The 14,648-nt window shown below is 65.4% G+C and carries 14 protein-coding genes; all 14 read left to right on the top strand.

Going from position 1 to position 14,648, the window contains the following annotated elements; genetic code table 11:
- Window positions 1-16: 16 nt before the first annotated feature.
- The 14 genes from GEV06_00985 (at window position 17) to GEV06_00920 (ending at window position 14,582) form a co-directional block, all read left to right on the top strand.
- Entirely contained in the window at window positions 17-1,075 is a 1,059-nt protein-coding gene (locus tag GEV06_00985; GenBank protein ID MPZ16478.1) for a deoxyguanosinetriphosphate triphosphohydrolase, read from the top strand.
- A gap of 217 nt (window positions 1,076-1,292) precedes the next feature.
- Entirely contained in the window at window positions 1,293-1,820 is a 528-nt protein-coding gene (locus tag GEV06_00980; GenBank protein MPZ16477.1) for a hypothetical protein, read from the top strand.
- Window positions 1,821-1,823: 3 nt separating this feature from the next.
- Entirely contained in the window at window positions 1,824-2,006 is a 183-nt protein-coding gene (rpmF, locus tag GEV06_00975; GenBank protein MPZ16476.1) for a 50S ribosomal protein L32, read from the top strand.
- Window positions 2,007-2,044: 38 nt separating this feature from the next.
- Window positions 2,045-3,058, top strand: coding sequence for a phosphate acyltransferase PlsX (gene plsX, locus GEV06_00970; protein ID MPZ16475.1), 1,014 nt, complete (start codon window positions 2,045-2,047; stop codon window positions 3,056-3,058).
- Entirely contained in the window at window positions 3,055-4,002 is a 948-nt protein-coding gene (gene fabD / locus GEV06_00965; protein MPZ16474.1) for an ACP S-malonyltransferase, read from the top strand. Before plsX ends, fabD begins: the two co-directional genes overlap by 4 nt.
- Before the next feature lie 12 nt (window positions 4,003-4,014).
- The gene (gene fabG / locus GEV06_00960) at window positions 4,015-4,758 is read left to right on the top strand and encodes a 3-oxoacyl-ACP reductase FabG (GenBank protein MPZ16473.1); all 744 of its coding nucleotides are present in this window, start codon (window positions 4,015-4,017) and stop codon (window positions 4,756-4,758) included.
- Between the two features lie 10 nt (window positions 4,759-4,768).
- Window positions 4,769-5,017 (top strand): acyl carrier protein, encoded by a 249-nt coding sequence (locus GEV06_00955; GenBank protein ID MPZ16472.1) that lies wholly within the window; start codon window positions 4,769-4,771, stop codon window positions 5,015-5,017.
- A gap of 168 nt (window positions 5,018-5,185) precedes the next feature.
- A complete protein-coding gene (gene fabF / locus GEV06_00950) occupies window positions 5,186-6,427 on the top strand; it encodes a beta-ketoacyl-ACP synthase II (protein MPZ16471.1) in 1,242 nt (413 codons plus the stop codon).
- Between the two features lie 79 nt (window positions 6,428-6,506).
- Window positions 6,507-7,262, top strand: coding sequence for an electron transfer flavoprotein subunit beta (locus GEV06_00945; GenBank protein ID MPZ16470.1), 756 nt, complete (start codon window positions 6,507-6,509; stop codon window positions 7,260-7,262).
- Window positions 7,263-7,332: 70 nt separating this feature from the next.
- On the top strand, window positions 7,333-8,292 hold the full coding sequence (locus GEV06_00940; protein ID MPZ16469.1) for an electron transfer flavoprotein subunit alpha/FixB family protein: 960 nt from the start codon (window positions 7,333-7,335) through the stop codon (window positions 8,290-8,292).
- Window positions 8,293-8,298: 6 nt separating this feature from the next.
- The gene (locus GEV06_00935) at window positions 8,299-10,140 is read left to right on the top strand and encodes a 4Fe-4S dicluster domain-containing protein (protein ID MPZ16468.1); all 1,842 of its coding nucleotides are present in this window, start codon (window positions 8,299-8,301) and stop codon (window positions 10,138-10,140) included.
- 100 nt (window positions 10,141-10,240) lie between these two features.
- Window positions 10,241-10,906: a DUF374 domain-containing protein gene (locus tag GEV06_00930; GenBank protein ID MPZ16467.1), complete on the top strand. Its 666-nt coding sequence runs from the start codon at window positions 10,241-10,243 to the stop codon at window positions 10,904-10,906.
- An 81-nt stretch (window positions 10,907-10,987) separates the two neighbouring features.
- The gene (locus tag GEV06_00925) at window positions 10,988-12,016 is read left to right on the top strand and encodes a histone deacetylase (GenBank protein ID MPZ16466.1); all 1,029 of its coding nucleotides are present in this window, start codon (window positions 10,988-10,990) and stop codon (window positions 12,014-12,016) included.
- Between the two features lie 10 nt (window positions 12,017-12,026).
- The gene (locus GEV06_00920) at window positions 12,027-14,582 is read left to right on the top strand and encodes a leucine--tRNA ligase (protein MPZ16465.1); all 2,556 of its coding nucleotides are present in this window, start codon (window positions 12,027-12,029) and stop codon (window positions 14,580-14,582) included.
- Window positions 14,583-14,648: the final 66 nt, after the last annotated feature.

The following is a 14,648-nucleotide window of genomic DNA, read 5'->3' as shown; positions in this document are numbered from 1 at the left end:
CGAACGATGACCGTGTATGTCCTCCATTCGCGAAGATCTCGAGCTGCGTGAACGCGAGTTCCTCGCGCCGACGGCTGCCAAGAGCGCCGAGACCAAAGGGCGCGCGCGGCCTGAACGGGAGGATCCCATCCGGCCCGCCTTCCAGCGCGACCGAGACCGCATCGTTCACTGCAAGGCGTTCCGACGCCTGAAGCACAAGACGCAAGTCTTCTTCTCGCCGACCGGCGATCACTATCGCACGCGCCTCACGCATACGCTGGAGGTCTCGCAGATCGCGCGCACCATTGCCAAGGTGCTGCGCCTGAACGAAGATCTGACCGAAGCCATCGCCCTCGGCCACGACCTCGGCCACACGCCCTTCGGCCACGCGGGCGAGCGTGTGCTCGACGAGCTCGTGCCTGGAGGCTTTCGCCACCACGAGCAGAGCCTGCGGATCGTTGACGTGCTGGAGCAGAATCGACAGGGCCTCAATCTCACGTGGGAGGTTCGTGACGGGATTGCCAAGCACTCGAAGGGCAAGGCGGGACTCCCGGTTGGGGCACCGGTCGAAGATCGCGCCGCGACGCTCGAGGGGCAGATCGCCCGCGTCGCGGACATCATTGCATACGTCAATCACGACATCGATGACGCCATGCGCGCAGGCCTCCTGAGGGAATCGGATCTCCCAGCGGGGCCCATTGCCGTATTGGGGCGGGGCTCGTCCGAGCGCATCGGTTCCATGGTCACCGACGTCGTGCTCGAGACGATGAAGGCAGGCTTGACGCAGGTGCAGATGAGCGACACCCTGTTCCAGGCGACGCTCGAGTTGAGGAGCTTTCTCTTCAGGACCGTCTACGAGAACGAGGCAGCCACGGCGGAAATCGCGAAGGCCTCCGGCATTCTGGGCGGCCTCTGGGAGCGGGTTCAGGAGCGGCCGTACCAATTCGTCGACCCGGGCACGCTGGGGGTCGAAGGGCTCGATGCTGCCACGCGTGACTTCATCGCTGGGATGACGGACCGGTTCGCGGTCCGGCTCTACGAAGAGCTCTTCATCCCTCGGCCGTGGGTCAAGCTGGAGGAGAGGGACGAAGGTTAATCAGGAATCAGCGCTGCGCCTTCGACCCGTCGGCGGGCTCAGGGTCGTCTCGAGCGAAGTCGAGAGACGACAGGCTCAGGGCTGCGCGGGGCGAGGGTAAACCCTTTATCTCGTGGTCCTTGGACCCAGATTTCCGACTCCTGATTCCTGAATCCTGGTTCCTGAGCCTGCTATACTTACAGGTTTGGGCGTCTGCGCGGAGCGACGCCGAGAGACGATGCCGCAGCTCGAGCTGAAGACGATTTCGGGGGACCAGGTTCATGAGGCGCGCACCTGGCGCGCGGAGGCCTTCGCCGGCATCGAGCAGGAGGAGTTCCATTTCGTCGATGAGGTGCAGCTCGACTTCGACGTGCACAAGGCGGCCGACGAGTATCGGTTGGTGGGGCGCCTGGTCACGAACCTGGACGTTCCATGTAGCCGCTGCCTGGAGCTGTTCCGCTTCCATGTGGAGATGCCGTTCGACGTGCTGTATCTCCCGCAGAACCGGAACCGCGGCGACGGCGAGCGAGAGATTGACGAGGAGGAGCTGGGCGTCGCCTTCCACCAAGGCGACGCGATTGATCTTGGTCAACTGGTACGCGAACAGAGCTACCTGGCGCTGCCGATGAAGCCACTCTGCGAGGAGGCTTGTCACGGCCTCTGTCCGCAGTGCGGGACAAACCTCAACGTCACGGTGTGCAGTTGCGAGCCCGTTTGGACCGATCCGCGGCTCGAGCCTCTCAAGCAATTACGAAGTGATCAGTGATTTATGCCAAATCCAAAACGTAGACATTCCAAGACGCGCACGGCCAAGCGACGCACGCACGATGCGTTGAAGCCGGTCGGTGTCGGCGTGTGCCCTCAGTGCCAGGAGCCAAAGCTGCCGCACGTGGTGTGCCCCACCTGCGGGTATTATCGCGATCGTCAGGTCCGTGAGGTGCCCGAGGATTAGCCGGGGTCGGGCCGCCTCGCCGAGGCGTCCGTGACGCTATGCGCATAGCCATCGACGCAATGGGGGGCGACTTCGCGCCCCGCAGCCCCGTTCAGGGCGCCGTAGCGGCGGCGCGAGAATCGGGAAGCCACCTGCTGCTCGTGGGTGCGCGTGCGGAGATCGCGCGCGAGCTGGCGTCGCTCGACGCCACGGGGCTGAACATCGACCTGCTGGACGCCCCTGATGCCGTGGCGATGCACGAGGAGGGCACGACCATTGCGCGCCGTCGGCGACCCACGTCGATTCGGCTGGCGGTCGAGGCGCTGGTGCGCGGTGAGGTGGCGGCCGTCTTGAGCGCCGGCCACACGGGTGCGGCGGTCATGACCGCCTGCTCCGGGCTCGGCATGTTGTCCGGCGTGGAGCGGCCAGCGCTTGCCGCGGCGTTACCCACGCTGACGGGGATGACGGTGCTCATCGATGCGGGTGCCAACGTCTCCTGCCGACCGACCCATCTCCTGCAGTTCGCCGTGATGGGAAGCGTCTATGCCAGCGTGGGACTCGACATCGAGCAGCCGCGCATCGGCCTTCTCTCGATTGGCGAGGAGGAGGGCAAGGGGAACGAGCTCACGCGCGAGACGCACCAGCGACTCAAGATGGGAACGCTACCGTTTGTCGGCAATGTCGACGCCGATGACATCTTCACCGGGCGGGCCGATGTCATCGTGTGCGAGGGCTTTACAGGCAATATTGCGCTGAAGGTCAGCGAAGGCTTGGCAGAAGCCGCGCGGACGCTCCTCGATCGCGAGCTCGCGCAATCCACGGCGGGTCGGGTCGGGGCCGCGCTGTCACGGCCGGCGTTCGAGCGGCTGTGGCGGCGCATGGACCCGTCGGCGTATGGCGCGGCGCCACTCGTGGGCGTTGCGGGTCTCCTGCTCGTTGGTCACGGCCGCTCGTCGCCCCGAGCTGTGCAGAACGCGATCCGCCTCGCCGAGCGGCTTCACGAGTCGGGCTTCGTGAGCCGGCTCGAACGCGAGATCGCGCTCGCGCCGGTCCCGCCGCTGACCATCTCATGATCGCCTTTCTGTTTCCCGGACAGGGCTCACAGGTTGTCGGCATGGGCAAAGCGCTCGCGGAGGCGTTTCCGGAATGTCGCGCGCCCTTCGACGAGGCAGATGCGGCGCTGGGCATGTCGCTCTCGCGGCTCTGCTTCGACGGCCCGGAAGAGGACCTGCGGCTCACCGAGCACACGCAGCCCGCCCTGCTCACCGTGAGCACGGCCGCGGACCGCTTGCTGGCATCGCGCGGCTTCAGGCCGGCCTTCGTCGCCGGCCACAGTCTGGGCGAGTACTCGGCGCACGTGGCGGCAGGTACGTTATCCTTCGCGGACGCTGTCCGCACGGTGCGGCTGCGCGGCCGCTTCATGCAAGAGGCGGTGCCCGTGGGCGTCGGCGCGATGGCAGCCATTCTCGGGCTTGATGCGGATCTGGTGGCACAGGCGTGCATCGAGGCTGCCACGGAAGGAGAGGTCGTGAGCCCCGCGAACGTGAACTCGGCCGCGCAGGTGGTGATTGCTGGCCACGCGTCCGCGGTGGCACGTGCGGGCGAGCGCGCCAGAGCGCTGGGTGCGAAGCGGGTCATGCCGCTCAACGTGAGCGCGCCGTTTCATTGTGCGCTGATGAAGCCGGCGGAAGAGCGGCTCACGCCGGTGTTGCGCGCGCTTGGGACGTCTGAGCCCGCGGTGCCCGTTGTGGCGAACGTCGACGCGGAGATCAAGCGTGACGCCAGCGCCGCGATTGAGGCGCTCGTACGGCAGGTCTCCTGCACCGTGCGTTGGGAGGCGGTCGTGCGGCGTCTTGCATCGGAAGGCGTCCGCACGTATGTTGAGATAGGTCCGGGCAGCGTTCTGTGCGGCCTCGTCAAGAAGATCGACCGCGACGCTCGCACGCTGAGCTTTGGCGACCCCAGCGGCTTGCCGGCTATCGAAGCACTGTTTGCAGGCCTGCACCACGAGTCTTAAACCACGACGACTGTGACGCTCGACTTCTCTGGAAAGGTGGCCTTGGTGACAGGTGCCTCGCGCGGGATTGGCCGCGCGACGGCGCTCGCGCTCGCGCGTGCGGGCGCCGCGGTCGTCGCGGCGGCACGGGCCGATCACGCGACCGCGGTGGCCGACGAAATCGCAGAGACGGGCGGCCGCGCGCTGGCCGTGACGGCAGAGGTGACCGACGAGGCGGCGGTGCGGGCGATGATGGATCAGACCGTGGACGCCTTCGGCCGCCTCGACGTGCTCGTCAACAACGCCGGGATCGCGCGCGATCAGCTGCTGCTCCGCATGAAGCGCGAGGACTGGGATGCGGTTCTGGCCACGAACCTCACTGCGGCGTATATGTGCAGCCAAGCGGCGCTCAAGCCCATGATCAAACAGCGCGGGGGACGGATCGTCTCCATCGGCTCGGTGGTCGGCCAGAGTGGCAACGCGGGACAAGCGAATTACGCGGCAACGAAGGCAGGCCTGATGGGCTTCTCGAAAGCGTTGGCGCGCGAGGTGGCGTCACGCAACATCACGGTGAACGTTGTCGCGCCCGGTCTGATCGACACGGATATGACCCGGTCGATCAGGATGGACGCACAGACCGACTGGGCGGCCCAAATCCCGCTCGGCCGGCTCGGCACGCCGGAAGACGTGGCGGCGGCGGTGTGTTTTCTCGCGTCAGATGCCGCCGCCTACATCACGGGACAGGTGCTGGCCGTCAACGGTGGCATGTACATGTAGGAGGAAGCGGATGTCTTCTGTCTCAGAACGTGTAAAGGCGATCATCGTCGAGCAGCTCGGCGCCGACGAGGAAGAAGTAACCCCAGATGCCTCGTTCGTCGATGACCTCGGCGCCGACTCGCTTGACACGGTGGAGCTCGTCATGGCGTTCGAAGAGGAGTTTGGGATCGAGATCCCCGACGATGACGCCGAGAAGATCACCCGCGTCAAGGAGGCGACCGAGTACATCGAGAACCACGTCAAGGAGAAGGGCAAGTAGCGCAGGCCTTGAGGTCTGCCCGTCGCGCGCGGCCTTCGAGCCGCGCGGTCAAGGGGCATAGCGGCGTCGACGGTCGTCGTGCTAGCGAGGGGTCCAAAGACCCCTCGCGACGTGACCGTGACCGAACCAATCGTGCTGCCCTCTGTCGCGAGCACGTGGAGGAGCTTGTTGAGTAGGCGGGTCGTCATCACGGGCGTGGGGCTCGTATCATCCCTCGGCATCGGCACCGAGGCCAACTGGGATGCCCTCTGTGCCGGTCGAAGCGGGATCGGCTGCATCACGCGCTTCGACGCGTCACAGTTCGCCACGCGGATTGCCGGTGAGGTCCAGGGATTCGACCCACTCCAGTTCGTGGAGAAGAAGGACGTCAAGAAGATGGACGTCTTCATCCAATACGCGATTGCGGCAACACAGTTCGCGATGGATGACGCGCAGCTGGTCGTCTCGCCCGCCTTCGCACCTCGCCTTGGTGTATTCATCGCCTCTGGTATTGGTGGATTCGGCACGATCGAGCGTGAGCACCGCGCATACTTGGAGTCGGGTCCGCGCAAGATCTCACCCTTCTTCATTCCCTCGGCGATTATCAATCTCGCGGCTGGACAGGTGTCCATTCGCTTCGGCGCGAAGGGACCGAACTCGGCCACCTGCACGGCATGCTCGGCGTCGGCGCACGCCATTGGCGATGCCTTCGAAGTCATCAAGCGTGGCACGGCCGACGCGATGATTGCCGGCGGCTCGGAGGCCGCCATTACGCCCATGGGGATCGGCGGATTTGGTGCCATGCGGGCGTTGTCGACGCGCAATGACGAGCCCGCCCGCGCCAGCCGGCCATTCGACCGCGACCGCGACGGCTTCATCATCGGTGAGGGCGCCGGGGTCGTGATCCTGGAGGCGCTCGACGTGGCCGAGCGACGGGGCGCGCCCATCTATTGCGAGCTGGTCGGCTACGGCATGTCCGCCGACGCCTATCACATCACATCACCCTCGCAAGACGGCGAGGGGGCGGTGCGCGTGATGCAGCAAGCGCTCGAGGCAGGCGGGCTCCGTCCGGACGCCGTCGACTACATCAATGCGCATGGCACGTCGACGCCGCACAACGACCGGTTGGAGACGCTTGCCATCAAGCGCTGCTTCGGGGATCACGCCCACCGTGTGATCATTTCATCTACCAAGTCGATGCATGGCCACCTGTTGGGCGCGGCCGGTGGTCTCGAGGCGGGTATCGCCGCCCTCGCCCTCAAGCACCAACACGTACCGCCGACGATCAATCTCGATCACCCGGACGACGACTGTGACTTGGACTACGTGCCCTGGAAGGCGCGCTCCGCGAGCCTGACCTACGCCCTGTCGAACTCGTTCGGCTTCGGTGGCACGAACGCCGCGTTGCTCTTCCGGAGGTTCGAGCAGTAACCAGCCAAGGCGCTCTGCCCCTTGGCATCGGCCGCCACTTACGTGGATGCACTCGGGGGCAGAGCGCTGTGAAGGGACGATGAAGATCGCCGTTTGTGTCAAGCAGGTCCTGTCGCGCGAAGCCGCTGTCCGGGTGAACGACCAGGGCACTTGGATACGCGATACGGATGCGCAGTTCGAGATGAACGAGCCGGACCAATACGCCCTCGAGGAAGCGCTCCGGCTCAAAGAACAGCAGGGTGGTGAGGTCATTGCCGTGTCCGCGGGGCCCGCGCGCGTGACACAGGTGTTGCGCGAAGCGCTCGCCCGAGGTGCTGATCGCGCGATCCACGTGAGCGGCGATGCGCTCGTCCAGGCGGACCCGTTGGTCGTGGCCGGTGCGCTGGCCGAGGCGGTTCGCCCAGAACAGGTCGACCTCGTGCTGGCCGGTCTCCAGTCAGATGATCACGGCTTCGGTCAGGTGGGCGTCGTCATGGCGGAGCGGCTCGGCATGCCCCATGCCACCATCATCATGGACGTGTCGGTCGTGGATGGTGCGCTGCGGGTCAAACGGGAGCTCGAAGGCGGTTGGTTCCAGTGGGCGACGTTGCCGCTCCCGACGTTGCTGACGATTCAGAGCGGTATCAACCAGCTTCGCTACGCGACGCTCAAGGGCATCATGGCGGCGAAGAAGAAGGAGATTCGCACCGTGGACGCGAACTCGGGCGTATCGCGGCAGCGCATTACCCGCCTGTACGTGCCTGAGAAGAGCAAGCAGACGCGGCAGCTCGAGGGCTCGCCGGCAGAGATTGCCAAGGAGCTCGTTCGTGCACTGCGCGACGCGCGGGTGATTTAGGCGCAGCGCTGTTCGCTTCGCGCCAGTATGTACGTACGGCGTACGAAAGGCCTAAGCCCAGCTCATTCTCATGATCCTAGTCATTGCCGAGCAACGAAGCGGCCAGCTGAATCGGGCGACGTGGGAAGTCGTGGCGGCGGCCCAACAGACTGGCCAGCCCGTCAAGGTGGTCGTCGCTGGTCACGACTGCGACGGTGTCGCGGGCGAGCTCGCGACCGCCGCCGTCGACGAGGTGATCGTCGTTGACCACGCGGCGCTCTCCACGTACACGGCAGATGGATACACGGCGGCGCTCGTGCCGATTGTGGAAGCGGCGGCGCCGGCGTTGGTGGCCGTGGCACACACGTACCAGGCTCGAGACTTCGTGCCAAAGCTCGCGGCTCGCATGGAGCGCTCGCTCGTTGCAGACTGCGTCGGCTTCAAGCCACACGGTGACGACTGGCTGTTCGTTCGACCCATGTTTCAAGCCAAGCTCGCGGCAGACGTCGTCGTGGACGGGCCGGCGCCACACTTCGTCAGCGTGCAACTCGGGTCGTTTCGGATCGATCAGGTGCAGCGCGGCAGCTCGCCTGGGCCGGTCCGGCGCCCGGCAGTGACGATCGACGAGTCTCAAATCCGGCAACGGTCGGAGGAGCCGTTCAAGGAAGCGAAGCAGGCGGTCGATCTCACCCAGGCGGACCGGATCGTGTCGGTGGGCCGAGGCATCAAGGGACCGGAGCACCTCGCGCTGGCACAGCAGCTCGCCGAGGCGCTTTCCGCGGAGCTCGCGGCGTCTCGCCCCATCTGCGACGCGGGATGGTTGCCGATGGACCGGCAGATAGGCAGCTCGGGACAAACCGTCGCGCCAAAGCTGTACCTCGCGCTCGGCATCTCCGGCGCCATTCAACACGTCGTCGGCATGAAGGGCGCCCGGACGATTGTGGCGATCAACAAGGATCCGGAGGCGCCTATCTTCGAGCTGGCCGACTACGCCATCACTGCCGATCTCTTCGACGTCGTTCCGGCCATCATCGAGGCGCTGAAAGCCTGAAACTGAATGTCCCTGCTCGAAGTCTGGACGTTTCGCGTCCTCGTCATTGCAGCCGTCGCGCTCTTCGGTGTGCAGATGGCCACGCGGATTCGGCTGGTGGCCGATGGGCCGCGAAACCTGAGCGCAGATCGGCTCCCAGAGCGTGTCCGTCGGTTCGTCGTCGACGTTCTCCTTCAAGCACGTGTGATTCGATCGAAGCCGTGGGTGGGCTTTGCTCATCTGTTCGTGTTCTGGGGCTTTGTCGCGTTTGCCGGCTTCACGCTCGTCGAGTCGTTGCGCGGTCTCGGCATCATCGACCTGAGCGAGACCGGCTGGTTCCACGCGTACCGCATCGTGCTCACGCCGTTTGCCGTGGCGGTGCTCATCGGCATCCTGTTCTTGCTGGGCCGCAGGGTCATCGTTCGTCCGCCTGCGCTGGGACGGACCGTCTCGAAAGAGTCGGTTCTGATCGGCCTCTTCATTGCCGCGTTGATGGCGACCTTCTTGCTCGATCTCCGGCTGGAGGGCGTCGAGGCGCGCGTGAACTGGTGGGCGCACATGGTGGTCATTCTCGCGTTCCTCGTCTTGATTCCAGACTCGAAGCACCTGCATCTGATCCTGTCGCCGATCACGGTGTTCCTGAAGTCGCCCGTACTTGGGGACGTGCCGAACCTGGATTTCGAACGTGAGGAAGTCGGGTTCGAGGCGGTGAAGGATCTCCCGGCCAAGCAGCGGCTCGACGCGTTCACCTGCGTCGAGTGCGGCCGCTGCCAGGAGGCCTGCCCCGCGTTCGCGACCGGGAAGCTACTGAATCCCAAGAAGCTGATCCTCGATGCCGAGCGTGCAATGCTCGCGGGTCGCCTCGACGCGAAGCTCGTCGACCTGTTCGACGAGAACGTGCTGTGGCAGTGTACGACGTGCGGTGCGTGCGAGAGCCAGTGCCCGGTGGGCATCGAGCACCTGCCGCTGATTATCGGCGCGCGACGCGGGCTGGTCTCCAATGGTGAGGCGCCAGGCTACCTGGGGCCGGTCTTCAACGGCCTCGAACGGCGCGGGAACATCTGGGGCCTGACCTATGATCAGCGCGACAAGTTCCTCGCATCGACGGGCGTCGAGACGTTCGACCCCGCCCGTCACACGTATCTGGTGTGGCTTGGGTGCGCCGGCGCATTCGAAGCGGACTATCAAAAGGCGCTGCGCGCGCTGTTCGAGCTGTTGCGCGCACACGGCGCCACGTTTGGTGTCCTGGCCAAGGAGCGCTGCAACGGCGACCCGGCAAAGCGTACCGGCAACGAGTACATGTTCCAGGAGCTCGCGACCCAGAACGTCGAGGAGCTGCAACGCGCCGGCGCCACGAAGATCGTCACATCCTGTCCCCATTGCCTCAAGACGCTGGGCGAGGACTACCGTGCGTTTGGCTTCAACGCGGAGGTGGTGCACTCGGCCGTGCTCATGGCGGAGCTGACGCGGGGCGTGCAGCTGGCGACCGACGATGAGGTCACGTTCCACGATCCGTGCTACTTGGGACGTTACGGCGGACACACCGAGGAGCCGCGTGCCCTACTGCAGCGTGTGGGAGCCAAGGTCAGAGAGCCTGTCCGCAGCCGCGACAACCCGTTCTGCTGTGGCGCTGGAGGCGGTCTGCTGTTCGAGGAGCAGGAGCCAGGCAAGCGCATCAGCCAGGAGCGGCTCGAGCAGCTGCAGGCGACAGGGGCGGGAACCGTGGTGATGGCCTGCCCGTTCTGCTCGATCATGTTGAAGGGAGCACGAGCCAGCGCGCAAGCGTCGACCGAGATGGTCGATCTCATGAGCTATGTGAATGGCAAACTCAGGGATCAAGGGGTCAAGGGACCCAGGGATCGAGGGTAAGCGCCGTGGCGAGGCGATAAGGCGTAGCCTTGTTCGTCCCCGCTGAGCCAGAGTCACCCGCCCTTGATCCCTCGACCCCTTGACCCCTTTGTCCCTGTTTATGTGGCAAGTCTCCCCCTGGAAGCGTCTACAGATTGCGGCCATCGCCGGTGTTGGCGCGCCGCTGGCGGGCCTGCTGGGACGGACACTCCGGTGGCGCGCCGATGGGGCGGAGGCGTACGGCGAGGTGCTCGCCGGCGGGCGCCGGCCGATCATGGCGTTTTGGCATGGCCGCATCCTGCCCGCGACGCTCTTCTTTCGTGATCGGGGCATTGTCGTCATCACGAGTGAGAATTTCGATGGTGAATGGATTGCCCGGATCATTCGGCGTTTCGGTTACGGAGCGGCGCGTGGCTCCAGCTCGCGTGGCGCAGTGCGTGCGCTGGTGCAGCTCAAGCGCTTGATGGCGGCCGGCAAGCCAACGGCGTTCACGGTGGACGGTCCGCGGGGGCCAGCCCGCGTCGCGCAGCCTGGCGCGCTTTGGCTGGCGAAGGCCACGGGCAATCCCATCCTTCCGTTCCATATCGAAGCCGCGCAATATTGGACCGTGCGCAGTTGGGATCGCACACAAGTGCCGCGGCCATTCAGCGATGTGGCGGTCGCCATCGGCTCACCCTTTTACGTCGCCGCCGACACCGACAACGACGCCCTCGAGGTGAGGCGGCGGGAGCTCGAGAAGGAGCTCCGCCGTCTAGAGGAGCGGGCGCTCGAGATGATCCGCGGATAGGCAGGCAGGAAGTTAGGATTCGTCTAGTTATTTCCAGACGAGCCTTAGGCCCCACGGAAGGGCTGAGGAGATTACACAGTCGTGGGATGTCTGCTGGTTAGTAGCGAACGATTCCAGGATCACGTCACGCCGCCGGGGCACCCCGAGTGTGTGGAGCGTGGCGAAGTCATGTCGCGCGTTGCGGCGCGATGGCGCGAAGAGGGACACAGTGTGGTCGCGCCGCGGCCGGCGACCGACACGGAGCTGGAGCGGGTCCATGACGCCGGCTACATCGCAGCGCTTGCGGAGACGGGCGGGCAAGCGGTGAAGCTCGACGCCGATACGTACACGTCGCCGCAGTCGTACGAGATCGCGCGTCTTGCGGCGGGCGCGGCCTGCCAAGCCGTGGAGCATGCGCTCGGACAGGACTCGGTCGCCTGCGCGTTCGTGCGCCCGCCGGGCCACCACGCCGAGCGTACGCGTGCCATGGGTTTCTGCCTGTTCAACAACGTGGCCGTCGCAGCGGCCCATGCGATGGCGCGCGGCGTCTCGCGCGTGGCGATTGTCGACATCGACGTCCACCACGGCAATGGCACGCAGTGGATGTTCTATGACGAGGCGCGGGTGCTGTATCTCTCCATGCACCAGTCATCCTTTTATCCCGGGACGGGTGCGGCCGATGAGATCGGCCGTGGTGCCGGCGCAGGAACAACGGTGAACCTGCCCCTCGAAGCAGGGGCGACGGACGCCGATTACGGACGCGTGTGGGCGGATGTGGCCGATCCCGTGCTGGAGGCGTTCCGACCGGAGCTCCTCCTCGTATCGGCAGGCTTCGATGCCCACGTCCGCGATCCGCTGGCGTACATGCGCCTATCGACGGCCGGATTCGAGGCCATCGCTCGGGCCCTGTGGTACCGTGCGCAGGCAGCGTGCCATGGGCGCATGGCCATCATCACCGAAGGTGGCTACGACCTGGAAGCGCTCGAGGAGTCGCTCTCGATGGTGCTGCGAATCGTCGGCAACCCGGCAGAAGCGGCACCGTGGGCGCACGATGGAGCGCCCTCGCCGCGCGGCGATGCGGCAGTAACTGCTGTTCGCGCGGCCCTTCGGGCCTATTGGCCTACGTTATAATTTCTCTAAAATCGTGGCTGACTACATACCGCACGAGCTCGATCGAAAATGGCAACAGCGCTGGCAAGAGACTGGCGTGTTCGAGGTGACCGAGGATCCCTCGAAGCCGAAGTTCTATTGCCTCGAGATGTTCGCATACCCGTCTGGGGCTGCGCACGTCGGGCACGTGCGCAACTACATGATTGGCGACGCGGTGGCCCGCCTGAAGCGGATGCAGGGGGCGAACGTCTTGCATCCGTTCGGCTGGGATGCGTTCGGTATGCCTGCGGAAAATGCCGCCATTCAACGCGGCGTGCACCCGGAGAGCTGGACACGCGAGAACATCGCGCACATGAAGGGACAGCTCCAGCGCCTCGGCATCAGCTACGCGTGGGGGCGAGAGATCGCGACCTGCGATCCGGAGTATTACCGCTGGAACCAGTGGCTGTTCACCCGAATGTTCGAGCGCGGTTTGGCCTATCGCCGGCGCGCGACCGTCAACTGGTGTCCGAACGATGCCACGGTGTTGGCCAACGAGCAGGTCATTGACGGCACCTGTTGGCGTTGTGGGGCCACCGTCACGACGCGCGAGTTGGACCAGTGGTTCCTTCGAACTACGGCGTACGCGCAGGAGCTGCTCGATGGTCTCGAGCGTCTCACCGATTGGCCCGAGCGGGTCGCCACGATGCAGCGGAACTGGATCGGCCGATCGGAAGGCGTTCAGGCGAGGTTCCCGCTGTGCGACACACAGGGGCGTCCGGTCGAGCGCTCAATCGAGGTGTTCACGACGCGCATCGACACGATTTGTGGCGCAACCTTCGTCGTGCTCGCGCCGGAGCACGAGCTGGTGGAGCAGTTCGCCAGCGAGTCACCGCAGCCGGCGGCGTTCAGGGCCGAGGCGGGGCGCTTTCGCACGCAGGATCGCATCGCGCGGCTCTCGGGCGAGATCGAGAAGGAAGGCTTCGACACGGGCCGCACGGCAACGAACCCGTTCACGGGACAGCCGGTGCCGATCTGGGTGGCCAACTTCGTGATCGGCGGCTATGGCACGGGAGCCATCATGGCCGTGCCCGCGCACGATCAGCGCGATCTCGAGTTTGCACGGAAATACAGCCTGCCGGTCAAGGTCGTTGTACAGCCACGGGGCGACGACCCGCTCGTCGCCGAGACCATGCCCGAGGCCTACACGGCGCCGGGCGTGATGGTGGACTCGGGCGAGTTCACAGGGCTCGACTCGGACGAGGCGTGGACGCGGATGGCCGACCATGCCGAGGCGCGTGGCATTGGGCAGCGGGCCGTCCAATTCCGGCTCAAGGACTGGGGCGTCTCACGCCAGCGGTACTGGGGGACCCCCATCCCAATCGTGCACTGTTCTCGGTGCGGGCTCGTCCCGGTGCCGGACGACCAGCTGCCGGTCGTATTGCCTCGGCTGGTCGAGTTCACCGGCCGGGGCCAGTCGCCGCTCGCGCAGATGCCGGAGTTCCTCAACGTGAAGTGTCCGGCATGTGGAGGCGACGCGACACGCGAGACGGACACGATGGACACGTTCGTGGACTCATCGTGGTACTTCTACCGGTTCTGCGACCCGCGCAACGACAATGTACCCTTCGACCCCGCAAAGGCCCGCTATTGGACACCAGTCGATTTCTACAGCGGTGGCGTCGAGCATGCGATCCTCCATCTGATCTACTCTCGGTTCTTCTGCCGGGTATTTCGTGACCTCGGCATGCTGGAGCACGACGAGCCGTTTTCACGCCTGCTGACACAGGGCATGGTGCTCAAAGATGGCCTCGTCATGTCCAAGTCGAAGGGCAACGTCGTCGATCCGGACGAGATGGTCGGCCGATATGGTGCGGATGCCTTGCGCCTCTACGTGATGTTTGTCGCGCCGCCGGAGAAGGAGGTGGAGTGGACCGACGCCGGGCTCGAAGGGAGCTTTCGCTTTCTGGCGCGCGTCTGGCGCCTGGTCGATCCGCTCAGTCGCGTGCTTCTCGACCTACCCACCCGTGAGCTCGAGCCTGCAGCGCTCGAGCCTGCCGAGCGCCAGCTTTGGCGCAAGACACACCACACCATCCAGCGGGTTACCGAAGATCTGTATCCGCGTGTTCATCTCAATACCGCAATCTCGGCACTGAGGGAGCTGGTGAACGGGATCTACACTTTCTCTGATCAGGCAGCGGTGTGGTCGCCAGTCCGGCGCGGTGACGAGGCGGTGGCCACGCTGCCCGCGCGGCCCGAGACGCTCATCGTGCTCAGAGAGGCGGTTGACGCGCTCGTGCGCATGCTCTCCATCTTTGCCCCACACACGGCAGAGGAGCTGTGGGAGCGGCTCGGCCACGAAGGCGGCTTGGCGGCCGCCGCTTGGCCGGTCCTGAACGCTGATGCCGCCAGGGCCGAGGAGATTGTCGTGCCGGTGCAGGTGAACGGCAAGGTCCGCAGTCGCATTACCGTGCCGGCGGATAGCTCCGAGAAGCATCTCGAGGAGGCCGCACTGGCGGATCCTGCTGTGCAAGCCAGGGTCGCCGGCAAGAGCCTCCAAAAAGTCATCGTCGCCAAAGGCAAGCTGGTGAGCCTCGTCGTCAAATAGAGGAAGGGTGAATGGTGTAGTGTGCAAGGTGTGGGTGTAACGTGGGAGTGTTTGACGTGGCGTGTT

This window comes from Luteitalea sp., from assembly GCA_009377605.1.
Lineage (GTDB): Bacteria > Acidobacteriota > Vicinamibacteria > Vicinamibacterales > Vicinamibacteraceae > WHTT01.
This window is presented reverse-complemented; position numbering and strand designations above follow the sequence as displayed.